The 23105-nt window shown below is 45.4% G+C and carries 28 protein-coding genes and 2 riboswitches; of the genes, 19 read left to right on the top strand and 9 right to left on the bottom strand.

The window, feature by feature from the left end; translation table 11 throughout:
• Positions 1-57 precede the first annotated feature (57 nt).
• Together HPY28_RS17300 and HPY28_RS17295 are read right to left on the bottom strand one after the other, a co-directional pair.
• Positions 58-549: a GNAT family N-acetyltransferase gene (locus tag HPY28_RS17300; RefSeq protein WP_174231030.1), complete on the bottom strand. Its 492-nt coding sequence runs from the start codon at positions 547-549 to the stop codon at positions 58-60.
• Positions 550-722: 173 nt separating this feature from the next.
• Entirely contained in the window at positions 723-1397 is a 675-nt protein-coding gene (locus HPY28_RS17295; RefSeq protein WP_174231029.1) for an O-methyltransferase, read from the bottom strand.
• 612 nt (positions 1398-2009) lie between these two features.
• On the opposite strand from HPY28_RS17295, the gene HPY28_RS17290 reads away from it, so the two are divergent.
• Positions 2010-2456: a YhcN/YlaJ family sporulation lipoprotein gene (locus HPY28_RS17290; RefSeq protein WP_017249023.1), complete on the top strand. Its 447-nt coding sequence runs from the start codon at positions 2010-2012 to the stop codon at positions 2454-2456.
• A 136-nt stretch (positions 2457-2592) separates the two neighbouring features.
• Here HPY28_RS17290 and HPY28_RS17285 read toward each other — a convergent pair whose 3' ends face one another.
• A complete protein-coding gene (locus tag HPY28_RS17285; protein ID WP_017249022.1) occupies positions 2593-2829 on the bottom strand; it encodes a hypothetical protein in 237 nt (78 codons plus the stop codon).
• A gap of 178 nt (positions 2830-3007) precedes the next feature.
• Between HPY28_RS17285 and HPY28_RS17280 the strand changes: the two genes are divergently transcribed.
• Positions 3008-3982, top strand: coding sequence for a bile acid:sodium symporter family protein (locus HPY28_RS17280; protein WP_174224120.1), 975 nt, complete (start codon positions 3008-3010; stop codon positions 3980-3982).
• Positions 3983-4212: 230 nt separating this feature from the next.
• Positions 4213-4464 carry a YolD-like family protein gene (locus HPY28_RS17275; RefSeq protein ID WP_017249020.1) on the top strand — a complete coding sequence of 84 codons (252 nt, stop codon included), beginning with the start codon at positions 4213-4215 and terminating at the stop codon, positions 4462-4464.
• A 214-nt stretch (positions 4465-4678) separates the two neighbouring features.
• Here HPY28_RS17275 and HPY28_RS17270 read toward each other — a convergent pair whose 3' ends face one another.
• Positions 4679-4912, bottom strand: coding sequence for a hypothetical protein (locus HPY28_RS17270; protein ID WP_017249019.1), 234 nt, complete (start codon positions 4910-4912; stop codon positions 4679-4681).
• Positions 4913-5087: 175 nt separating this feature from the next.
• On the opposite strand from HPY28_RS17270, the gene HPY28_RS17265 reads away from it, so the two are divergent.
• Positions 5088-5648 (top strand): GNAT family N-acetyltransferase, encoded by a 561-nt coding sequence (locus HPY28_RS17265; protein ID WP_017249018.1) that lies wholly within the window; start codon positions 5088-5090, stop codon positions 5646-5648.
• The gene (locus HPY28_RS17260; protein ID WP_174231028.1) at positions 5645-6697 is read left to right on the top strand and encodes a P1 family peptidase; all 1053 of its coding nucleotides are present in this window, start codon (positions 5645-5647) and stop codon (positions 6695-6697) included. Before HPY28_RS17265 ends, HPY28_RS17260 begins: the two co-directional genes overlap by 4 nt.
• 62 nt (positions 6698-6759) lie before the next feature.
• Here HPY28_RS17260 and HPY28_RS17255 read toward each other — a convergent pair whose 3' ends face one another.
• Together HPY28_RS17255 and HPY28_RS17250 are read right to left on the bottom strand one after the other, a co-directional pair.
• Positions 6760-6948 (bottom strand): hypothetical protein, encoded by a 189-nt coding sequence (locus HPY28_RS17255; RefSeq protein WP_017249016.1) that lies wholly within the window; start codon positions 6946-6948, stop codon positions 6760-6762.
• Between the two features lie 72 nt (positions 6949-7020).
• Entirely contained in the window at positions 7021-8028 is a 1008-nt protein-coding gene (locus HPY28_RS17250) for a glycerophosphodiester phosphodiesterase family protein (RefSeq protein WP_174224116.1), read from the bottom strand.
• A 165-nt stretch (positions 8029-8193) separates the two neighbouring features.
• On the opposite strand from HPY28_RS17250, the gene HPY28_RS17245 reads away from it, so the two are divergent.
• Together HPY28_RS17245 and HPY28_RS17240 are read left to right on the top strand one after the other, a co-directional pair.
• Entirely contained in the window at positions 8194-8439 is a 246-nt protein-coding gene (locus HPY28_RS17245) for a hypothetical protein (RefSeq protein WP_017249014.1), read from the top strand.
• Between the two features lie 19 nt (positions 8440-8458).
• Complete coding sequence (locus HPY28_RS17240; RefSeq protein ID WP_174231027.1) at positions 8459-8809, top strand: DUF952 domain-containing protein; 351 nt, start codon at positions 8459-8461, stop codon at positions 8807-8809.
• 3 nt (positions 8810-8812) lie between these two features.
• On the opposite strand, the gene HPY28_RS17235 is transcribed toward HPY28_RS17240, so the two are convergent.
• Positions 8813-9028: a hypothetical protein gene (locus HPY28_RS17235; protein WP_017249012.1), complete on the bottom strand. Its 216-nt coding sequence runs from the start codon at positions 9026-9028 to the stop codon at positions 8813-8815.
• Positions 9029-9152: 124 nt separating this feature from the next.
• Between HPY28_RS17235 and tlp the strand changes: the two genes are divergently transcribed.
• The 4 genes from tlp (at position 9153) to HPY28_RS17215 (ending at position 11526) form a co-directional block, all read left to right on the top strand.
• Positions 9153-9371, top strand: a complete 219-nt coding sequence (tlp, locus tag HPY28_RS17230) for a small acid-soluble spore protein Tlp (protein WP_017249011.1) — start codon at positions 9153-9155, stop codon at positions 9369-9371.
• Positions 9372-9510: 139 nt separating this feature from the next.
• Entirely contained in the window at positions 9511-10623 is a 1113-nt protein-coding gene (gene mnmA / locus HPY28_RS17225) for a tRNA 2-thiouridine(34) synthase MnmA (RefSeq protein ID WP_017249010.1), read from the top strand.
• 21 nt (positions 10624-10644) lie between these two features.
• Entirely contained in the window at positions 10645-10974 is a 330-nt protein-coding gene (locus tag HPY28_RS17220) for a hypothetical protein (RefSeq protein ID WP_017249009.1), read from the top strand.
• A gap of 39 nt (positions 10975-11013) precedes the next feature.
• Positions 11014-11526: an ACT domain-containing protein gene (locus tag HPY28_RS17215; RefSeq protein ID WP_017249008.1), complete on the top strand. Its 513-nt coding sequence runs from the start codon at positions 11014-11016 to the stop codon at positions 11524-11526.
• A gap of 31 nt (positions 11527-11557) precedes the next feature.
• Here the strand turns inward: HPY28_RS17215 and HPY28_RS17210 are convergent, their stop codons facing one another.
• On the bottom strand, positions 11558-12379 hold the full coding sequence (locus HPY28_RS17210) for an alpha/beta hydrolase (protein WP_174231026.1): 822 nt from the start codon (positions 12377-12379) through the stop codon (positions 11558-11560).
• A gap of 170 nt (positions 12380-12549) precedes the next feature.
• A riboswitch (cobalamin riboswitch) is annotated at positions 12550-12749 on the top strand.
• 163 nt (positions 12750-12912) lie between these two features.
• Here HPY28_RS17210 and nrdI point away from each other — a divergent pair.
• From nrdI to HPY28_RS17185, 5 genes are all read left to right on the top strand, one after another.
• Positions 12913-13272 carry a class Ib ribonucleoside-diphosphate reductase assembly flavoprotein NrdI gene (nrdI, locus tag HPY28_RS17205; protein ID WP_015891428.1) on the top strand — a complete coding sequence of 120 codons (360 nt, stop codon included), beginning with the start codon at positions 12913-12915 and terminating at the stop codon, positions 13270-13272.
• The gene (gene nrdE / locus HPY28_RS17200) at positions 13259-15343 is read left to right on the top strand and encodes a class 1b ribonucleoside-diphosphate reductase subunit alpha (protein ID WP_174231025.1); all 2085 of its coding nucleotides are present in this window, start codon (positions 13259-13261) and stop codon (positions 15341-15343) included. Before nrdI ends, nrdE begins: the two co-directional genes overlap by 14 nt.
• A 55-nt stretch (positions 15344-15398) precedes the next feature.
• A complete protein-coding gene (gene nrdF, locus HPY28_RS17195) occupies positions 15399-16349 on the top strand; it encodes a class 1b ribonucleoside-diphosphate reductase subunit beta (RefSeq protein ID WP_017249005.1) in 951 nt (316 codons plus the stop codon).
• 86 nt (positions 16350-16435) lie between these two features.
• Positions 16436-16634, top strand: a riboswitch (cobalamin riboswitch).
• A gap of 145 nt (positions 16635-16779) precedes the next feature.
• Complete coding sequence (gene metE, locus HPY28_RS17190) at positions 16780-19062, top strand: 5-methyltetrahydropteroyltriglutamate--homocysteine S-methyltransferase (RefSeq protein ID WP_174231024.1); 2283 nt, start codon at positions 16780-16782, stop codon at positions 19060-19062.
• 14 nt (positions 19063-19076) lie between these two features.
• The gene (locus tag HPY28_RS17185) at positions 19077-19571 is read left to right on the top strand and encodes an acyl-CoA thioesterase (protein ID WP_017249004.1); all 495 of its coding nucleotides are present in this window, start codon (positions 19077-19079) and stop codon (positions 19569-19571) included.
• Positions 19572-19715: 144 nt separating this feature from the next.
• Here the strand turns inward: HPY28_RS17185 and HPY28_RS17180 are convergent, their stop codons facing one another.
• The gene (locus HPY28_RS17180; RefSeq protein WP_069844850.1) at positions 19716-20168 is read right to left on the bottom strand and encodes an SgcJ/EcaC family oxidoreductase; all 453 of its coding nucleotides are present in this window, start codon (positions 20166-20168) and stop codon (positions 19716-19718) included.
• A gap of 165 nt (positions 20169-20333) precedes the next feature.
• Here HPY28_RS17180 and HPY28_RS17175 point away from each other — a divergent pair, with 165 nt between their 5' ends.
• The 3 genes from HPY28_RS17175 to HPY28_RS17165 all read left to right on the top strand — a co-directional run.
• Positions 20334-21311, top strand: coding sequence for a hypothetical protein (locus HPY28_RS17175; protein WP_017249002.1), 978 nt, complete (start codon positions 20334-20336; stop codon positions 21309-21311).
• A gap of 13 nt (positions 21312-21324) precedes the next feature.
• Positions 21325-21891 (top strand): 4Fe-4S single cluster domain-containing protein, encoded by a 567-nt coding sequence (locus HPY28_RS17170; protein WP_174231023.1) that lies wholly within the window; start codon positions 21325-21327, stop codon positions 21889-21891.
• Between the two features lie 17 nt (positions 21892-21908).
• Positions 21909-23105 (top strand): AAA family ATPase (locus tag HPY28_RS17165; protein WP_174231022.1); only part of this gene is annotated, 1197 nt, incomplete at its 3' end.

The raw sequence follows: 23105 nt of genomic DNA, 5'->3' as shown, positions 1-23105 counted from the left end.
TTAGAAAATGAGCGCTGCATAAAAAAAGGAGAAGCGCTCACGGAAGCGCTTCTGACCTCATGTGTGTTTGATCAAAATGAGTTCTTCCACTTCTTCACTTCGTGCCTCCGAAAATGCCCGATCGACACCAATAGGCTGAAAACCGTTTTTTTCTAACACACGTATGGATGCAATGTTGTCATGAGCGACACGCGCATATACAGGACGTGTTCGGAGTTCCTCTAAAAAGAGGGTAAGTGCATTTGTCGCGATTCCTTTACCCCAAAAGCTTTTGTCAATCCAGTATCCAATCGTAGGCAAGCCAAACAGTTCAAAGCACAAAACATGACCGACAATCTGCCCATTCAAGACAATGGCTTTTTTCACAATGGAATCATTGTTCAAAATCCTTGTCCAATGAGCGGTGAATCCGTCTCTATCTTCAGAGTCCTTGACAGTAAAGGCCGCCATCTCATGAGCAGATTTGTCCAATTGCTGCCTGTAAAATATAGGGAGATCTGCTTCTGTTACTTCACGTAAAGCAAGGGACTGATCACGCAATGGCTCCAAGGAAAAGCACCTCCAAAAAACATCAGCTATTCTCTCTTCACCAACACTTTGATAATCAACGAAAGTACCGCGAGAACCAAAATGACATTAGCGATGAGCATAAAGCTAGGTAAACCAAGCCTAAACAAGATGTACACACTCCTACTCGTTACAACCTTTGAAAGTGAAAAAGACTAGTTCTCTCCGGTGACAAGCATGATCGCAAAGCCATCATAGCCCTTGCTGCCAACTGTCTGTACAACGGTTCCACTGACACGTTGCTCTTCCGCTACCAAATCGGTGAATTGACGTACACCGACAATATTAGGATCCGTGCTTGTTTCGTCCACGACTTGACCACTTCGTACAACATTATCCGTGATAATCACAGTACCTTTGCGAGAGAGCTTCAATGCCCATTGGAAATAGTCGGGGTTTCCTTTTTTATCTGCATCTATAAAAATCATATCAAAAGGACCCTGATTTTCTTTGTGAAGTTGGATGAGGGAATCAAGGGCAAGTCCGACTTTCACTTCTACGATTTGATCGAGTCCTGCGCGTGCAATATTCGATTGTGCAACTTCTGCATGCTTCGGATCATATTCGAGAGTAATGAGACGCCCGTCAGCAGGGAGTGCCCGGGCTAGCCAGATGGTACTGTATCCACCAAGAGTGCCAATTTCCAAGATCGAACGAGCGCCTTGGATCCGTGCTAACAGATGAAGGAATTTCCCCTGATTGGGTGCTACATCAATAGCTGGAAGGCCTGCAGCTGCGTTCTCTTGAAGAACTGTGTCTAGAACGGGATCGGCTTCCAGTAATTTATCCGTAAAATAGTGATCAACCGCTGTCCATTGCTCTCTATTCATGATCTCAACTCCTCAAGATTTTACAGGGATATCATAACACGATTAGAAACTTCTGGCTGGCTTTTTTGTAGCGAATCACACATTTCAGCGAAGGGTTTCTATAGTAGATCAAGCTTTATAGGAAAGATTTTCACCTGTTACCATTATTTTCGCATAGCGTGAACGATAAGTTTTCAAGATAATAGAAAAGTAATCCAAGCTAGCTAGTATAATCCAACCTTGGGGATTCTATTCAACGCGTTCGACTAAATGATGCAGTCAAAGTCGGCGCAATTTTTTTGTTCCACCGATAGGTAAATGTACCTATTATTGTTCGTTGTCAATTGAAGCGAAGTCCTATATGCTTATATCATTCACGTATGACATATGCGTACTACCCCGTACGCCCCAACCACTTTTTGTTGGTTGGGATTTTTTTTGTTCCATGTTATATCCAGCTATCTCCTATCGCGTTTCGATGCGATTTTTTATATCCTTATACATAGGACTTGCAATGTTCTTGGGGTCCGCGGTGACTCAAATTATGCAGAGGAGTCACCGCTTTTTTTTTACATACTTCCTCCGTTCCAGGTCAAGCTAGTAACAGGTGATTTTGGTCAGGAGGTGTTTTGTGTGCGGGCAACTTTCGTGGTGCTGACGCTGGCTTTTGCTTTGATTGTTACGGGGTGTACGAAGCAATCTGGTACAGAAACGAAGCAAAAAACGGAGTCGTTGTGCATGCCTGTTCCCGTTAGACATTATCAATGGGAAGAGCGCGCGAGATCGATTACAGCGAGCGTGAAGGGCATAGACAAAATAGTGGCTGTGCAAATCGACAAAGAGCTCGACGTAGCTATTCAAGTAACGAATTTTAATCGGTTCAAGCTGGAATCGATTCAAAAAGAAGTCGGAAAGAAATTAAAAGAGGCTTTTCCAGATGCCAATATTCATGTGACAGCTGACAAGCGATTGATAAAAGATTTGCAAAGGCTAAGTGACGAACCGTGGCCAACCGATGTAAAAGCGGCATGCCAGAAGAAGAAATCCTTAAAAGAAATAGAAAAGAAAATGAAGGGCTAGCCTATTTCAAAAACCTCACACACTATATGGGTAGAGTGAGGTTCTTGCTGTCTGTTTTGACAGAATGATCAAGGTGAAATGAATATTCTGTGATTATCTAACGAAGAAGAACTCCCTAACTGGGAGTCTATATTGGCTAGCGGTGATCATGATCGTAATGATGCGCGCGCTCTCGATCTCGATGGAAGTCGATGCCGCGTAATTCACCCTTGGCTTTTTCCACAAGTACTTGATAATCTCTTACCACTTCCGTCAAGGTCGTAACGGATTCCTTATAGTCGGGATCATTACAGATTCCATCTATCGCTCGATGGAGGTGATACATCTTATCTTCGGTTTTTCGGATAAATTCTACCCAATCCATTCCGTTCATAAAATACCTCCTTTCCGTCATAGGCTTTACTCCCAGGTGCGAAAGTATGCAAGGTGAAATTGCGAATATATGACTTGTATGTAATCTACTAATGAACTTTGGTCTTGTAACAATAATCTGTTCATGATAACATACCTCACATCAATAGCATCAAAGGACGAGACTTGAGGTGTATCAGATGAACGGGTTAGCCAAACTGAATCGATCGCTAGAGAAAATCATGCCCATACTCACGCCGAGTAGTGTTGTCATTGGCGTAATAGCAGGGACACATTTGCAACCGTTTGCTTTTTTGTCTCCTTGGGTATTTGCCTTCATGACATTTGCCGGCAGTCTGGGTTCAGGATTTAAAGAATTTGCAAAGGTACTGACCAGACCACTGCCTTTAATCGTCAACTTATTCATTCTTCATGCCCTTATGCCGCTAATTGCTTGGTCAATGGCACGGTTGTTTTATCCAGATGATATCCATGTCATCACGGGCTTTTTATTGGCTGCTTTAATTCCAACGGGGATCACGAGCTTTTTGTGGTCATCGATTTATTTCGGGAACATCGCACTAACGCTATCCATTATTTTGTTGGATACGATGCTCTCCCCATTGATTGTTCCGTTGGGAATGTCCTTGTTTTTAGGGGCAACAGTTGAGATGGATTTGGCTGAATTGATGAAGGGTTTATTTTATATGATCGTGTTGCCATCGCTTGTCGGTATGCTGCTCAACCATTTATCAAAAGGGAACGTCAAAAAAACGCTGGCACCAAAATTAGCGCCATTTTCTAAGATGGGAATGGGTGTTGTCGTCGCGATCAACAGCTCGATGGTCTCGTCTTACTTTCATATGATGGACGCAAAACTGGTGGGGATGGCGGTCCTTGTGTTGTTTGTAGCTATTTTGGGTTATTTGATGGGGTGGGGGATCGCAAGGCTGTTCGGATGGGAGCGTGATGTGATCGTCACGTTAACCTTCAACAGTGGAATGCGAAACATTAGTGCTGGGGCAGTTATGGCGATCACGTACTTTCCTGCGCCTGTTGCACTTCCCGTTGTTCTCGGTATGCTTTTTCAGCAAATACTCGCTTCTACCTTCGGAAAGTTTTTGGAGCTGGTCGAGAAAAGACCGCAGCATCAAACACAGGAATTATCCAGTTAAAAGTAAGAGCCGTTTTCCAATTAATTTTTGGAAAACGGCTTTTTTCTTATGGTCCTCAAGACTCGGCAGAACAAATGGGGAGACTTTTCGAGAGGAACCTCTCATAAGGCAAGTACCTACCGTTTTCTCTCCCCGTTCATGAGGAATTGAAAAAAAGGTTGCGAACTTGTGTTCGTAATCACTATAATGGAAATACAATTTCTCACACAGGATGAGGCGGGTGGAAACGCGTGGCTAACGGCGATCTTGAAGTAACGGACAAAGAAAGAGAGGCATTTATGTACATGCTACGAGATTCGGGAAGAGAAAATTATCCATTGAATGTGAGCTGGTGTGTGTCCTTTGAGGGGGAGCGGGGGAATACGTGCAGCATGTGGGGTGTGGTCAAATGGGTAGACCCGAAGGCCAGGCGTGTTCAATTAGCAAACCAAACGATTAGTCAATGGATCGAGATGGAGAAAATTATCAATGTCCATGCATAGCTGTGCGTTTAGAAACCTTACATGAAATTCAACTCATGCAGGGTTTCTTTCTTTTTTGCACAAAAACCCAAGTCTATATGTAATAAAACCTAACGCAAAAACACAGAAAATTCGAAAGTTTGGTTGACATTCGTTCTTTTCGTGTTAGAATATGTTACATAGCATGCATTCTCTCCACTTCCTATTTGACCCAATCATGGGGTCCTTTTTTTGCCTATGTTTCATTCTTCGGATATGGCTTCCCATCGGCTTGAAATAACTTGCTCACCATTCCATAAAGACGACCTGACATGTTAGGAAAAACGAAGGAGTATTCATTCGCTCCTTGATTTAGCAAGACGATCGGTGCTTCCACGATGTAGGGGACTTTCATTAGATCAAGCATCTTTTTATATTCCTCTACCTTGGAATGGTCGACCGTATAATAAAATGATTTGGAAAAATTCATGCGAGCACGCTCCTTTCCCTTATTGTAGCATATCCAAAGTCAGGCGTATAAATGAACATAATAAATGTTATGTAAACAATGTAATTTCCTCTTTCTAGTATGAAGAGAGAAGATTCACAAAGATTGCTACCTATGATAGAATAAAAGACCGAAATTTTACCAAAGGAGATAAATGATGATAATCAGCGAACAACTACTTTCTGTGAACGGGTTATCCTACACGATTCGCTCTGCAATAGAAACAGATGCAGAACAGTTGTCGGAATTGCGACTGCAAATCGATGGAGAGACTGAAAATTTGGACAGAGAAAGAGGAGAGGCTTTCATCGATGTGCAAGGATTCGAACACATCATCAATAGGGATGCAGAAAGTCCAAGAAACTTGTTTTTAGTTGCGGTTGTACAGGATCGGATTGTCGGGTTTTCCAGATGTGCAGGTGTTTACTTAAACAGATTTGCACACAAAGTAGAGTTTGGTGTATGCGTCTTACAAGAGTTCTGGGGTTATGGCATTGGGAAGAATCTCTTGCAAGAATCAGTTACCTGGTCAGACGCCAACCACATTACCAAAATGACGTTGAATGTGATGGAAACGAATGAGAAAGCCATTGAGCTGTACAAACGATTTGGTTTTGAAATCGAAGGGGTACTCAGAGGCGACAAAGTTCTTTCCGATGGCAATTTCTACAACACCATTATTATGGGAAGATTCAAAAATGACAGGAGAGTAACATGACGAGAAAACGAGCGAGAGAATGTGGCGTATTGATTGGGACGGGTACCCCAGGTGTGTATAATGCAATTACAGATGTAAAAGGAGTGCGAGTCGGCCACAAAACGATTCACAAGAAAGACGTTTGTTCAGGTGTCACGGTGATAGTTCCCAACGACGGACAATTGGAGGGGCAGCATTTTCCTGCTGGTTTTTTCTCCTTTAATGGTACGGGAGAGTTTACGGGAAGTCACTGGATAGAAGAGACCGGTACGCTTGTGACACCGATCGTATTTACGGGAAGCCATCTGCTAGGGCTGGCACATCATCATCTTGCTCGTGCGACGAGAAAAATCGAGGGGCTTGAACCGTTTTCTAATGGAATCGTTGCGGAGACATGGGATGGTTGGTTAAGTGATCTCGAAAAGACGCAGATTCAGTATGAGGATTTGGAAGAAGCGATTGTAGAGGCGCATACAGGAAATGTCGAGGAAGGCAATGTAGGCGGAGGTACCGGGATGATCTGCTTCGAATTCAAGGGCGGAATCGGAACCTCCTCACGGATCGTCGAGACTGAATGTGGCACTTTTACTGTTGGGGCATTAGTGCAGACGAATTTTGGCAGAAGACAGGATTTGAAAGTGAATGGTATTCCTGTGGGCCAGATGATCTCCGAAAATGAAGTTCCTTTGCCGTGGGTAACACCAGAAAATGATGGTTCTTTCTTAGTCACGATTGCGACAGACGCGCCTCTCTTGCCGACACAATGCAAGCGCATTTCCAAGCGAGCGTCACTCGCGATGGCACAGCTCGGCGCGAATGGCGAGGAGGGTAGCGGTGATTTCTTTCTGACCTTTTCCACAGGAAATTGCTATTCATATGGCGACGAGCAAATGAGCACAATGAAAATGTTTCCGTCCGAACAACTGGATGCACTGTTTGAAGCAGCAATCGAAGCAGTCAAGGAAGCGATCCTGAACTCCATGTTGATGGCGGAAACGATACAAGGCCAGAAAAACAGAACCGTACATGCATTACCACTTGATCGTTTCGTAGAAATCATGTCTCGTTAAATGAAAAAACTCCGCTAGCGCTTAGCGGAGTTTTGTTGTCAGCTCATTTGTTAAACAATTGTTTAACTACTGAAGAAGCTACGGCTGGAACGCTTTCTTTTATAATGAGAGCTGCCGTGATGGGAATGTCCGTACCGATTACTACTAGAGCTGTATTTTCTGCGATGTTTGTAATCGCTGCTGCTGTATTTCCGGTACTTGTGCGAAGATGAGTGATTACCGAGTAAATTTTTCAAAAGCTTCTTGAGCATATCAATCACTCCTAGTTAGGTTGGAAGTCTATTCCGTATAAGTATATACGAATATGTTAGAGAATCGTTTCATTATTTTTCTACGTTTTCGTGAAAGGCTGGACCGATCAGATCAATCCGGTTCGTCCATATGCCCCCTGTAAAGCTTGCGGGCACTCGTTTTAAATCAGTCGGAACATCAAAGCCTTGCGACACATCTCCACTGCCTGCGACTAAGATCACGCGGGTGTCTTTTGCTTCCATTCTTGCCATGAAACGATTCGGCCAACCCCAGAGCCAAGGGGCGATCTGATCAGGAATATGTAGTTGAGTCTGTGAACAGGCATCGGGCACATAGCCGGACCACCCTACTGCCATGTATGGAATGAGGCAGCTTTTTAGTGATGCTTTGGACATGACACGCAGCTCTGGCATTTGTTGTTTCAGTATCTCGATTGGCTTGTCACCGCCATAAACAGAAAGCTGTGCCAATCGTTCAGCGGGCAATGCTGCCAAAACATCCGCCAACGCTTTCCCCTCAAGTGGGTCATTGCTTTTGATATGAATAAGCAGGGAGCGATCAGGGAAAGTTTGTAGCACATCATCGAGAGAGGGCATCATACCAATCCCTTTTCCACGGAAGGGAAAGGTTTTCCCTTCATCCGCTGTGTAATTGTAGCCAATGTCGAACTGTTGTAATTCGGTCAAGGTATAATCTCTCGTCACACCGGTTCCATTTGTCCGACAGTCGAGCGTCCAGTCATGAAACACGGCGAATCGATTGTCTTTGGTCCATTGCACGTCGAGCTCGACGATGTCCGCGCCTGCATCAAAAGCGGCTTTCATGGAAGGAATCGTATTTTCCAGGTACGGGTGTTCCGGTGGATAAATCCGTTCTGCCGTACAAGTTTCATTGGTGATGTTCTCCATATGAAAGGTTTGTGCCATCCCGCGGTGAGCAAGTAAAAAAGGCTCCCCTTCTGGCTCTTTTGCAAGATAAGAGCTGTTACCCAGAAACAGGAATGCGATGATAAGCAGGGGAATCCAGATGCGTTTTCGCTGGAACCATCTCTTTTGTAGTTGATCTCGTTGTTTTGACATGATGGGATACTGCCCCTTCCTTGTAATACTGTGTTCATTGTAGCAAAACGTAAGGGAGGAAGGTACAACCTTTGGGAGTAGTGCTAGGGGCTTGGCATCATTCGAAAAGACTGGCACAATAGACGGAAGATAAGATGTATCCATGCGAAAGCAAGGGGAGGTTCCATGAAAATCGCATTACACCAAATCGCTTATCAGATCGGCATGCACCCAACCGAGATGGCGAAGCTTGTCTACGAGGGTGAAATAACAGGAGACGTACCTGACCGCAATCCGCAAGCGAAGGATGCTTGGGTGGATTTGCACTCTCTGCGTAACTTCATTCAATGGCGATATGATCAAGGGCAGATGGACCAGATGTTCTATGATAAAGCTATGCGTCACCTGAACAAAGCAATGCCAAAAAAATAATCAAATTTGGAGGAGAAACATGCAAAACTCTATCATTTACTGCATGGTACCAAAAGCATATTGGGAAAAGTGGATGGACAAGGATCACTACTTACCGCGCGATTACGAGCAGGAAGGCTTTATTCACGCGACAAAAGGGGACGAGCTGCTTGAAAAGGTAGCAAACCGCGTCTACGCACAGTTTGACGAGGAGTTGTATGTACTCGTTGTCGATGAAACCAAAACGACTTCGGAAGTCAAATACGAGGCAGCGAAGGATGGATTGCTGTATCCGCACATCTATGGACCGCTGAATCAAGATGCAATTGTGGATATGAAGCAATTGAATCGGATAGACGGCCAGTGGCGTCTGGGAACGTCCATCCGCTAATCTCTACCAGTTAAACCATTTGAGTAGCGCAAGCACTTCTTGGCGCTTGGTCTCAGGTAGCTTGTCGAGTCTGCGCAAGAGTAGATCGATTCGCATGCGCTGTTCCACTTCGGATATAGGTACCTTTTGCCCCTTCACCCATTGTCGTTTCAGGCGGACGGGATCTGTATCAGAGATGATCCGAAGCAGCTTTCTTTCCAGCAAATCTAAGGAAGCCATAGGGGAAACCCTCTTTTTCGTTTAATCCGTTTCTTCTATTATATCACGGGTACATAAAGAAACCATGATTGGCGCACAATGGTAAAGGTGTTGCATATAACCCTTTGTAGGAGGCGTATCGATCATGGCGAAGCCGGATGACCGTTCTGACAACGCAGAAAAGCTGCAAAACATGATTTCTAATACGGAAGAGAACATTCGTGAGTCCGAAGCTTACCTAGCGGCTAATGCTGGCGAGATTTCCGAGGAGGAAAGAACAAACCTCGAAGCGAAAAATCAGCGTCGTGAAGAAAGCATCGAGGGATATCGCGCGGAAATCAAGGATGAATCTTCGCAGGCTTAACCTTACTACCAAACGTCTGGCGCCAACTATGCGTCAGGCGTTTTTTCATTCTATTGGGCAAAAGTGTAACAAAACATGATTTGTTTTGCGAAACATGGTAATCTGTAATGGTACAAATTGAATAAGAGGAGAAAGACTTATGAAGCGACCAGAAGATACACGCGTCGTTGTCGGCATGTCCGGCGGAGTCGACTCCTCCGTGACGGCTTACCTGCTTAAGCAACAGGGATATGACGTCATCGGCATCTTCATGAAAAACTGGGATGATACCGATGAATTCGGCCACTGCACGGCGGAAGAAGACTTCCAGGATGTCCGGCGCGTCTGTGAACAGATCGGCATTCCATATTACACGGTAAACTTTGAAAAAGAATACATGGATAAGGTATTCCAGTATTTTTTGGATGAATATAAACGAGGCCGTACACCGAATCCGGATGTCATGTGCAACCGTGAAATCAAGTTCGGCGAGCTTCTTGCCAAGGTCATGGATCTTGGGGCGGATTATATTGCCACCGGCCATTACGCGCAGGTCAAGCACATTGATGGCGAATACAAACTCATTCGTGGCGCTGACAACAACAAGGATCAGACTTACTTCTTGAATGTATTGGGCCAAGAACAGCTTTCCAAAACGATGTTCCCGATTGGTCATCTCCCGAAACCTCAAGTAAGGGAGATCGCAGAGAAAGCAGGACTCTATACTGCGAAAAAGAAGGATAGTACAGGGATCTGCTTTATTGGAGAGCGCAACTTCCGTGAGTTCCTGCAAAACTATTTGCCTGCCAAACCAGGAAATATCGAGACCGTAGAAGGAGCAATCATCGGCACGCACGACGGACTGATGTACTATACATTGGGTCAACGACAAGGCTTAGGAATAGGTGGAGGTCATGGCACGAGCGGACAGCCTTGGTTTGTTGTAGACAAAGATCTGGAGCGCAATGTCCTGATCGTAGGTGAAGGCTCTGATCATATTCGTCTGTACTCGAAGAGCCTCTTGGCAACCAACGTTAGCTGGACGAGTGATAAAAAGCCTTCCGAAACATTTACTTGTACAGCGAAATTCCGTTATCGCCAGCCAGATCAGGGAGTAACTATTCACCTGCTAGAGGACGGAAACGTGGAGGTCATTTTTGACCAGCCGCAAAAAGCAGTAACACCTGGTCAGGCTGTCGTCTTCTACGATGGGGAAGTGTGCTTGGGTGGCGGTACGATTGACAAGGTACGCTTAGTTGATAAAGAGAACTAAGATAGACGGGGGAAGCACTCGGTGGATGCTACGAAAAAATCAAAAGTGATTATCGTTTCGTTTTTGGCGGGAGCGGTTCTCTTGGCGATCATCTCTTATTTTGGGATGGCCTCCATGGGTAAAGAGCATATGGCGACGATCCAAAACGTCATCAAGGAGAACGGCGGGGCTGTAGTTGCGGGTGGAGTGACAGCGGTTCCGAAGGAGGAAAGTCCTTTTACCAATAGCGGAAAAGGCAATACCATCTACCGAATCTACTATACGAAAGATGGACAAACGTTGACGGCTTGGTATCGTGCTGATAACGAATCCTCTATCAAGAAAGAGCCGGAAGCTTGGATTCTGCCGTGAAAACAAGGATAAACCTGACTGGGAGAGTGAAGGCAACACATGACCCAATATGCTGGACTGCGTGAACTAGCTGAACTGATTCAAAGACTCGAGCCAGAGTTAGCGGGTGCACAATTAAGTATTCTTGCTCATGAAAATAAAGAGGAAATCGCAACGCAGTTAGTGGAAGGACTAGGGACGAAGGTTCCTGTCCAACATAGCTCCGGTGAATATGCGAATCATTTGGCGGTGTTGCGGGTAGGAGCGAACAAGTACACCTTGGCGCAAGATTGGAGAGAAGTGTACATCAGTGAAATCAATTACTGTGCGTGTCGCATACCTCCAGGTGCCCATGGATTGTTGGTTCGCCATATCGATTATCCAGGCGTGATTTATGATGTCTCACGAAAACTGGCCGAACATCAAATCAATGTTTCCAAGTTGAATGTATCACGTGAGCAAAAAGGGAAGAATGCCCTGCTTATCTCTGTGACCGATGAAGAGATTACACCGACGATTGTATCTGCCATCGAAGAGCTGCCCCAAATCACCAAAGTGTTATCTCTACAGTAAGCGAGTCATGATAAACAAAAACTGCCCATTTTTAGCGGGCAGTTTTTTTCGTAGCGAATTTGAGTCCTTGGCTAATTAAGACTGGCAAGACGGACGAATGATTTTCGTCAGCAAATTCTTTAAAGGAAGCCTTGATTTGACCTTTGCCCATGGACGACAATCGTTCGATCATCGCCAGAGATTTTTCTTTGACTAAGAATCGCCCATCGTTTTCCAACTCCCCGATGGTGAGGAGTGCATGGACGTCGAGGTCATCTGTCAGCAGGCTCGGTAATTGACTCTCCTTCGCAAGCAGTACGCTCTCATTCCAATGGATCGAAGGACTGCCAGCTATATAACGCTGAAAAGCGTGTGGTCTCGACAAAAGTACATGCAAGACAAACAAGCCACCTAACGAATGTCCAAAAATCGCTTGTTGCGTCCGATCGATGGGGAAGTCGTTTTCGATACTCGGCTTGAGCTCCTCCTCTAAAAAGGTGAGGAACTGCTCTGCTCCCCCCATCTGAGGCCAGTCGGCTCCTTGTGGGTTGCCAGGAAGCTCTGTGACGGGAACTTCATACGTGTAATCAAAGAAACGGGCAGGATGGTACGGACCGTCCGTTGGATACCCAATCCCGACGACGATAGCAGGATACACGCCAGTTCGTTCAGGGCCACGTGATTGTATTCGTATCGCTTCGGTCATGGTTGCAAAAACAGAGTTGCCATCTAGCAAATATATGACGGGAAAGCCTGATTCCGGAGGGGGATCGGCAGGTATACTTACAAAAATGTGATAGTCACGCTCTTGATAAGTCATGATTTTACTGTAAGAACGAGGAATGACGACAGGTTGATAGTCGGTGCTTTTCATGAGGGCTACTCTCCAATCTTTCCAACGCTAACCAACGCACACAAAATCTATTATATGAACGAGAACCAGAGATTGGCAATAGCCGAAAAAGGAGAATAGTTAGTTTTCGAAAAGAGCGCACACTGAGCTTGACTCCTACGATATATTGAGGTAAAGTAAGTTTTACCAACTACATATTGATGCGGTGAGGTGTTTACCAGCCAGATTTGGTAGACTTAATAGGGAAGTCGGTGAGAATCCGACGCGGTCCCGCCACTGTAATGAGAGAGTTCCATTTGCGAAAGAATGCCACTGATCTTGAGGGATTGGGAAGGTGAAAATGGAGCGATGATCCTAAAGCCAGGAGACCTGCCTAACCGCTTGCACTGTTTAACCTACGGGAGATAGGGAAGTGTTCGAGCGCGCAATTCGTATTGGCGAATTGCTAGATGGAAGTCATCACGCGCATTCGGCATGTAAACGTCGGATGCGCTTTTACTTTGGCTAAATAACATACATACAGAGTAAAAATAGCAGGGGATAGGATGAGGGACATGCTAATCGCTTATGATTCAAAAACAGGAAACGTCCGAAGATTCGTCAACAAAATTAATTTGCCACATGTGGAAATTGATCAAGATATGGTGCTAGACGAGCCATTCATTTTGATAACATACACGACGGGATTCGGACAAGTGCCGGAGAAGGTGGCGACGTTCCTGAAGCGAAATCATGTCCATCTGCGGGGAGTATCCGCCAGCGGTAACCGCAACTGGGGAACCAGCTTTGCCAAAAGCGCGGATACGATCGCGAGCCAATATGGCGTTCCGGTGATTTCTAAATTTGAACTGTCCGGTACCGGCCGTGACGTGGAACAATTTACGAGTGGGGTGGCAGCAATTGCGGCATATTGAATTGAACAACGAACTGATGCAGCGTGGCAATGACGGATTTTATCAACTGGAAAAGGATCGGGAAGCGGTTGCGGTCTTCATGGAAGAAGTGCAGTCCAATACGATGACTTTTGGCAGTGTCAAAGAGCGCATGGACTATTTGATCGAGAATGACTTCTATGAAAACGTCTATGAAACATACACTGTTGAGCAGGTCGATGAAGTTTACCGTTTGGCCTATGACGCTGATTTTCAATTTGCTTCGTACATGGCTATCTCCAAATTTTATAAAGATTACGCGTTGAAAACGAACGATAAATCGATGTACTTAGAGCAGTATCCAGACCGGGTGGCCGTTGTGGCACTGTCCCTTGGACAAGGTGACTTTGAGCTCGCTAAGCGTTTGACAGTATCCATGATGGATCAACGCTTGCAACCAGCGACACCAACCTTCCTGAATGCAGGCAAAAGCCGCCGTGGAGAAATGGTCTCCTGCTTCTTGCTCGAAATGGATGATTCACTGAACTCCATCAACTTTATTTTGGGAACTTGTATGCAGCTATCCAAAATTGGCGGCGGTGTGGCCGTGAACTTGTCCAAGCTCCGCGGACGAGGAGAGCCGATCAAAGGCGTCGAGGGCGCAGCAAAAGGTGTTATGCCCGTTCTCAAGCTGTTGGAAGATGCGTTTTCCTACGCAGATCAAATGGGGCAACGCAAAGGCTCGGGTGCAGCGTACTACAACATCTTCGGTTGGGATATCAACGAGTTTCTCGATTGCAAAAAGATCAATGCGGATGAAAAAGCACGCATCAAAACGTTGTCCATCGGCCTGATCGTACCAAACGTGTTCTACAAGCTGGCTGAAGAAAATAAGCCATTGACTGTGTTTGCTCCGTACTCCGTGTACAAAGAATACGGTGTTCATCTGGATGATATGGACCTCGATGACATGTACGAGGAGCTCTTGGCAAACGATCGCATCAAGAAAAAGACCGTGATGAGCGCACGCGAGATGTTGACCAAAATCGCGATGATTCAAATGGAATCGGGCTATCCGTACATCATGAACAAAACGAATGCGAACAACAACCATGCACTGAAAGATCTCGGTTCGGTGAAAATGTCCAACCTGTGCACGGAAATCTTCCAGTTGCAGGAGACTTCGACGATCACCAATTACGGCGAGATGGATATCATCCGTCGCGATATTAGCTGCAATTTGGCATCGCTCAATATCGTCAACGTGATGGAACGCAAAATGATCCGTGAATCCGTCCACGAAGGAATCGAAGCCATTACAGCCGTGAGTGACATGACGCGTGTAGAAAACGCTCCAGGCGTTCAAAAGGCAAACAGTGAGCTGCACTCAGTAGGTCTCGGTGCGATGAACCTGAACGGTTATCTGGCAAAGAACAGAATCGCCTACGAGAGTGAAGAAGCGAAGGACTTCGCTCGTACGTTTTTCATGATGATGAACTTCTACTCTTTGGAAAAAAGCATGGAAATTGCCAAGGAAACAGGCAAGACCTTCTTGGGCTTTGAACAATCGGAATATGCAAAAGGCACTTATTTTAACAAGTATTTGACGAACGATTACAGCCCGCGGACGGAAAAAGCAAAGCATCTCTTTGAAGGAATGCACATTCCGACGTCAGAGGATTGGGCGGAACTACAGCAAAAGGTGCAAAAGCATGGCGTTTACCATGCGTACCGTTTGGCGATTGCACCGACACAGAGTATTTCCTACATTCAGAATGCGACTTCTAGTGTGATGCCAATCGTTGAGCATATCGAAACGAGAACATATGCTAACTCTACGACGTATTACCCGATGCCGTACTTGTCGCAGGAAAACTATTTTTACTACAAATCGGCGTATGTGATCGATCAATTCAAAGTGATTGATCTGATTGCCGAAATTCAAGAGCACATTGACCAAGGAATTTCGACTGTGCTGCACGTGAACAGCAATATTTCAACCAGAGAACTGGCTCGCTATTACATTTACGCAGCGAAAAAAGGTCTGAAGTCACTCTACTATACGCGTACGAAGCATTTGACTGTAGAAGAGTGCATTAGCTGCGCGATTTAGTGAACGAGTTTCACAAAAGGAAAAGCATCAAGCAAAAAGAGAAGAGGAACGCCATATGAAAGCAGTCAATTGGAACAGGCCGGACGACGATTTTACGATGACGTTTTGGAATCAGAACATCATGCAGTTCTGGACGGATGATGAGATCCCACTGTCAGATGACAAGATGTCCTGGATGGAGCTCAGTGCGACTGAACGGGACACGTATAAAAAAGTATTGGGCGGTCTCACCTTGCTGGATACGGTCCAGGGTGGAGTAGGGATGCCGAAGATCATGGAGCATGTCGATGGACTGCAAAGAAAAGCGGTTCTCGCCTTCATGGGCATGATGGAGCAAATCCATGCCAAATCGTACAGCAGTATTTTTACAACGCTGGCATCGACAGAAGAGATTGACGGTATTTTTTCGTGGGTGGAAAACAATCCGCATCTGCAAAAGAAAGCGGCCCTCATCTCGAAACGCTATCAAGAAATTGAGAAACCGAAAGACTTGTACATGGCGATGGTAGCCTCTGTCTTCCTGGAAAGCTATCTGTTTTACAGCGGCTTCTTCTATCCGCTCTATTTGGCGGGGCAAGGAAAGATGACTAGCAGCGGGGAAATTATCGACCTGATTGTTCGCGACGAGAGCATCCACGGACTCTATGTCGGCGTTCTTGCGCAAGAAGTATATCAAGGTCTGAGTGTGGTCGAGCAGACCGCAGCAAAAGAGGAGCTGTATGCCCTTTTGCATGAGCTGCAAGAAAATGAAGAGGCCTATACGACTTCGTTGTATACGGAAATCGGATTGGCTGACGAGGTTCATGTGTACGTGCGTTACAACGCGAACAAAGCATTGATGAATCTGGGGCTGGACCCGTTATTCCCAGAGGAAGAAGTGAACCCGATCGTACTGAACGGCATTCGCACGCAGACGAAGCAGCATGACTTCTTCTCGAAAAAAGGAAATGGCTATGTCCGCACGCTAAACGTAGAGCCGTTGACCGATGATGATTTTAAATTTTAGTATGACAAAAAATGGATTCTGTGTTACTGTATGAACAGTATGCTGCCCTGCTAATTTATGGGGGCACTTCACAGAACCATGACAATTTCATAAGAGTGGAAACAGGTTCTTTGGTCATCAAGATGGACCAAGGATGAAAAGGGAAGTCGGTGAGAATCCGACACGGTCCCGCCACTGTATGAGGGGAGTCGGCACATTTTTCAGCCACTGATCCAAACGGATTGGGAAGGCATGTGCAGATGATGATCCCAAAGTCAGGAGACCTGCCTGTTTCGACGACACTGCTTAACCTACGGGAGATAGGGAGGTGTTAGGATGCTGTGATCTCAGTGCTTATTTGGCATTTCTAACGTTCTTTTTGATCGTTGGAGATGCTTTTTTTATTGGGCGGATTCAAGTCAAGATCGAATAAAGAATGGAGAGGAAGCTCATGAAAAGCAGCAATTTGGGATATCCACGGATCGGGAAGAACCGCGAGTGGAAAAAGGCATTGGAAGCATTTTGGGCAGGCACTATCGGTGAGGTGGGCTTGGAGCAGCAAATGGAACAAATCCGTCAACAACATCTACTGAGTCAGCAGGAAAAAGGGGTCGAGCTGATCCCTGTGGGTGACTTTACGTACTACGATCACATGCTGGATATGGCTGTGATGTTTGGAATGGTCCCCAAGCGTTATGAATACGAGGGTGGCCCGGTTTCGTTAGCCACATACTTCGCCATGGCTCGCGGTTCGAAGAAAGCTGTCGCCAGTGAAATGACGAAATGGTTTAACACGAACTACCATTATATCGTCCCGGAGTTCGGTGAACGCCAACCATCCATTACGGAGAACAAGCCTCTCCAGGCATATTTGGAGGCCAAAGAAAAGTTTGGGATCATCGGAAAGCCTGTCATTGTAGGTCCGTATACGTTTGTCAAATTGTCCAAAGGATATGAGAAAAACGAATTTGAGCCCATCGTGGATCAACTCGTTCCGCTTTACATAGACGTTCTCCGGGAGTTGGAGCTACACGGCGTGGAATGGGTGCAAATCGATGAGCCTGCATTTGTACTGGATGTCTCGGTGCGTGATCGCGCCATCATCAAACGTATCTATACGCAAATCGGTCAAGCACTACCGCATCTCCAGTGCATGCTGCAAACCTATTTTGAAGCGGTGGATTGGTATGAGGAGCTAGTTTCCTTACCGGTAAAAGGAATCGGTCTTGACTTTGTACACGGAGCGAAGCGTAATCTGACCAATCTCAAGACACACGGGTTTCCAGCAGACAAGATTCTCGCAGCGGGAATCATCGACGGTCGAAACATATGGCGTGCATCGATTGAGGAGAAGTGGGAACTGGTCAAAGAAATTTCCGAGATTGTTCCACTCGAAAAGCTGTGGTTGCAGCCGTCCAGTAGCTTATTGCATGTACCAGTATCGGTTGAAGCAGAGACGGACTTGCTTGAGGAAGTCATGCCTGCATTGGCATTTGCGGATGAAAAGTTGGGGGAAGTTCAGCTTTTAGTCCGAGGATTCCGATATGGTAAGTATGTCATCTCAAAAGAGATTGCTCAAAATGAAACGGACTTGCTCAAGCTGGCACTATCCCCAGCGAGGAATCGTCAAGAAGTGAAGAATGAGCTACGCCAAATGGCAGCTGGAAAACCTGAAAGAAGCGTTCCATACCAAGAACGTCGTGAGATTCAACAAAATACGTGGAAGTTGCCACTGCTGCCAACGACCACAATTGGTAGCTTCCCGCAGACGTCAGAGGTTCGCCAAGCCCGACAACAGTTTAAAAAAGGGAACTGGGCAGCGGAGCAATATGATGCTTTCATTCAAGCGCAAATCAAGGAATGGATCGATATACAAGAAGAGCTCGGTCTGGATGTCCTCGTCCATGGGGAGTTCGAACGAACAGATATGGTCGAATATTTTGGAGAAAAGCTCGATGGCTTTTTGTTCACGAAAAATGGCTGGGTGCAGTCGTATGGCTCCCGTTGCGTAAAGCCACCTGTTATTTACGGAGATGTGGAGTTTGTTGCACCAATGACAGTCAAAGAAAGTGTGTATGCAAAATCATTGACGGACAAACTAATGAAGGGTATGTTAACTGGTCCAGCGACCATTTTGAATTGGTCGTTCGCGCGGATCGATGTCTCCAGACAAGAAGTGTGTGAGCAAATCGCCTTGGCATTGCGAAAAGAAGTAGAAGCCTTGGAAGAGGCGGGTATTCTCATGATCCAAGTCGATGAGCCAGCACTGCGCGAAGGATTGCCGCTTAAAAAAGAAGAGCAAGCAGCTTATCTCGAATGGGCCGTCAGAGCGTTTCGTCTAGCGACCTCTACCGTTGCACCAAGCACGCAAATTCATACACACATGTGCTACTGCGAATTCCATGATTTTATGGATGTCATCAGCGAACTCGATGCCGATGTAATTTCGATTGAAACTTCCCGCAGCCACGGAGAGCTCGTGTCTGTGTTCGAAACAGGTACGTATGACAAAGGCATCGGGCTCGGCGTATACGATATCCATAGCCCTCGAATTCCAGCTGTCTCAGAAATGGAAGATATGGTAGCACGGGGTGTACAAGTACTTCCACCCGATCAATTTTGGATTAACCCGGATTGCGGGCTGAAGACAAGAGGGAGAGAAGAAACCGTCCAGTCATTACGAAACATGGTTGCGGCAACGAAGGCGATTCGGAATCGTTTGACATCCCAGTAGGGAAGGTGCACACGATGAGAGGAGCCACACAAATGATGACGGAAGCACGACCGATCCAACAATCGAGAACCTTTTTGACTGATCTCGTCTTGCCACCGGATACCAATCACCACCATACCATTTTCGGCGGGAAAGTTATGGCATATGTAGACAAGATCGCCTGCATCGCAGCCATGCGACATTGCCGTAAACCTGTTGTCACTGCGTCCAGTGATTCCTTCGATTTTCTCGCACCAATCAAAACAGGGGAAGCGATCAACCTGGAGGCCTATGTCACCTGGACCCATAAGACATCGATGGAGGTATTCGTGAGAGTGGAAGCGGAGAACTTGTTGACGGGGGAAAAGCGCATGACAGCACGCGCGTATCTGACGATGATTGCCCTCGACGATCAAGGAAAGCCGACGATCGTACCTGGTGTCATTCCTGATACAGAAGAAGAGCGCATACAGTATGAAAAAGCAAAGGAACGCCATGGATTGAGAAGAAAGCGTAAGGTAGAGATGTAAAGAAGACGATGCCTCCATTGACCTTGTATGCAACAGGTTACTGGAGGCATCTTTATTCGCATTCATACACCATTTTCAAATATTCAAAATGACTTCCATTTCGTAAAACGCATACTGCATGATGCATGATGCGTAAGTCCCTCCTTAGAGCAACCCTTGCCGCAGCTCTTCTGTAAACTGCTCGACTAACTCGGGTCTACCGTGAAACTGAGCAGGGGTATTTTGAAAGAGTGTGACTTCCCATTTGTCTCCTTGCTTTGCCGCTACGAGCGTCTGATGCGTATTCAATGCGGGGTCCAACTCGCTTTTTCCTGGTGGAATCATGCCTGCTATTGCTCGGACGATACCAACTTCTTCGCTCAACAACCGTACCGACCGGATTTTATAGACAAAGGGAGGTGTTTGATGATGGGAGAAAATTTCGTCGAGATGACTGAAAATCTCGTCACGCCCAATGATCTGACTGCCATCAAAGCCAATCAATTCACCTTCTGTTGCAAAAGGAGTGGACATACCGGTAGCACTGCGATCATTCCAGCCTGTGATGAGTTGCTCATAAAGGGTGCGTATCGCATTTGCACTTGTTGTTTTTTGCATGTTTGTTTCCTCCTGCTTTTCCAATTGGAAGATAGCTTATCATAAATGATCTTTTGCATGCAAAAAAGCCGCTGTCTTACTCAGCGTGCCGATTAATAGCAAGAACATTTTGTGTTATATGGGAAAAAAGTAATATAATAGCATAATGATAGAGGGGGGACCTATATGGATACACAAGATGAGACTGTCAAAGAAATTAACGCCAAAATCAAGACGTTATGGAAAAGTGTCATTATTTTTGGCCTTTTTACTATTGTAGGCATTTTTGCTGGAAATGTCATTCTTATTCTTATTGGTTTGTTATTTGTAATTGGTGGCATTTGGGGGATTGGGAAATTTAAGAAAATGCTACAAAATCAATTAACGGATTATCAACCTGGAAAAGGATTTTCGTTTTTCCGTAAGACTGGGGAGCAAAAGATTAAGCAGATTACATATAGCCAGTATGGGCTAGCGGGACTTATTCTTGTTTGCGTTCTACTAAAGTTATCGACTTTTTATGCGATTTCTTTCGGAGTCATTGGTATTTTAGTACTTCAGTACACTTTTAAAAGACGAATTTCGCTCCATACGAAAATTGATGATGCTTCCTTGTTTGAATTAGAGGAAATTGGAATTATTACTTCAAAAGATATTGTCAACGCTTTGTATAAGGATTTTGAAAGTTGGACGAATGTACAGCCGGGAAACAAAGTCTTTCTCGTCAAGCAGGATGCACTTGTTTGTATCGTGATGAATGAGAACTTGAAAGCAGTACGAAGGGAATGGCAGCTTCGTGATATTAAAAAGCTGGGTCTATTAGGTAGTGGGAATGATGGACAAGGATTGCTCCTATTTCTTGGAATCTCCCAAGATGAAGTCATACGCTTAAAAATGGAAGGGAGTAGCTTTCAAGATTCACCGGAACAATTCATGACCTACTTTTTACAAGCACTGGATAAAGCACACTTGTCGACGCAAGTGGACATTGTCAAGAATACTCGAGATGGCAGGTACTTACAAACATCAGAGAATCATAACATGTCCACCTCGCCTTCTCATACCACAAACAATCGAAAATTGGATATCGAGGTAACTGACGAAACTGCATCGACTAAAATGGAGAGATCGAGTGGGAATAGCGGGCGTATCTTGGATTTGTAGGAGGAAATCGAGCTTGTCATCGACATTGCGAATACATGAAATATGTACGCACAGCAGAGTAAATGGACCCGGCGTGAGAGCGGTCGTCTGGGTGCAGGGTTGCTCCATAGGTTGCAAAGGGTGCTTTAATCCAGAGACGCATCCTGATCGTCAAGGAGGCACATTGCGCGACCCGCAAAATCTGGGAACAGAACTTGGACACTTGAAGATTGATGGTATCACTGTTTCAGGTGGGGAACCACTTGATCAAGCGGAACAACTGGTGGATATGGTTGAAGCATTTCGAAAAATTCATACCGGCACAGCACTTCTTTACTCAGGCTATACGGTAGAGAGTATATTAAAAAGCAATGCCAAAAGAAAAGCACTCCTCCAATTTGATGCGGCATTAGTCGGACCTTATCTTCATCAATCAGATGAGATTTGGCATGGGAAGAAGCTGCTTTTGCTCACAGGTCGTATATCTTCTGACGAGTTAAAGCCACAGAGAAGAGTGGAACTCGTAACAAATACAGAATCCATTCATGTAACTGGATTTCCTACTGAACGTATGAAAAACAAGATAAAAATTTTGCTGTAAGATGGAGGCCCAAGAATATGCTACAGGATTTCATCGAAGAAGTAGGTTATTTAATACGCGCACGATATAGTATTCTCTATATTTTTACACAAGAAGAGGAGCGGGCGCTGGAGGTTTTTCAAAGCATTGGCACGCAACTAAATAAACGTATTATCGTTTGGACCGCGACAAAGGGTTTGATTTTGGACGGTGACGAGCTAGATTCTAAGAGTACAGATTTTCGAGTAGCATTGGAGATGGCAGAAGATTTAGCGAAAGAACCGACGCTTTTTGTTTGGTGTGATCTGCATCCGTTTATTCGAGGCTCCAGTTCGCCTATTTACATCCGGAAGTTTCGGGAATTTGCACAAAAAATAAGAATGGGCTCCCCCTCCAATTCGGTTATTATTTCTCCGAGTATAGAAATACCCATTGAGCTACAAAAGGAGATTACGATCTTGGATTTACCACTTCCTGAATTGGAGGAGGTAAAACAGATTATCGTAAACTTCACGGATGCTTACAAGGGACGACCTGGGGTTATGATTGACCAATCTCCTGAGGTGATAGAAGCTTTAGCTCGTGCAGCTGTAGGTCTCACTCGTAGTGAAATAGAAAATTGTTTAGCAAAGGCATTAGTAAAAAATAAAGGCATCTCTGATTCCGATGTTTCTACGATTTTAGAGGAAAAGAAACAAATCATTCGAAAATCAGGTATTTTGGAATATATTTCCACGGAGTCTCTTAGCCTTGATCAAATTGGCGGATTAGATAACCTGAAGCGTTGGTTATTAAAACGTAAGGCTTCGTATTCAACAGAAGCGAGAGAATTCGGTATCCAGTGGCCAAAGGGCGTATTGCTGGTGGGAGTTCCTGGGTGTGGGAAAAGCTTGTGTGCAAAAAGTGTAGCTGCTGCTTGGCAAATGCCTCTTCTACGCCTGGATTTAGGACGAGTATTTGCGGGCATCGTAGGTTCATCGGAGGCAAACATTCGCTCTGCTCTTGCAATGTGCGAGGCCGTCTCTCCATCCATCGTCTGGATAGATGAGATTGAAAAGGCTCTTTCTGGTATAGGAAGTGGAATGTCAGATGGAGGAGTTGCTACGAGAATTTTTGGAACATTGCTGACATGGATGCAGGAGAAGAAAAGTCCAGTGTTTGTGTTTGCTACAGCGAACAAAATCGAGCAGCTCCCGGCAGAGCTTCTGCGTAAAGGCAGGTTTGATGAAATCTTT

The sequence above is a fragment of the Brevibacillus sp. HB1.2 genome (assembly GCF_013332495.1).
Taxonomy (GTDB): Bacteria; Bacillota; Bacilli; order Brevibacillales; family Brevibacillaceae; genus Brevibacillus; species Brevibacillus porteri.
The sequence above is the reverse complement of the archived record's forward strand: the minus strand, read 5'-3'. Positions and strand labels throughout refer to the sequence as shown.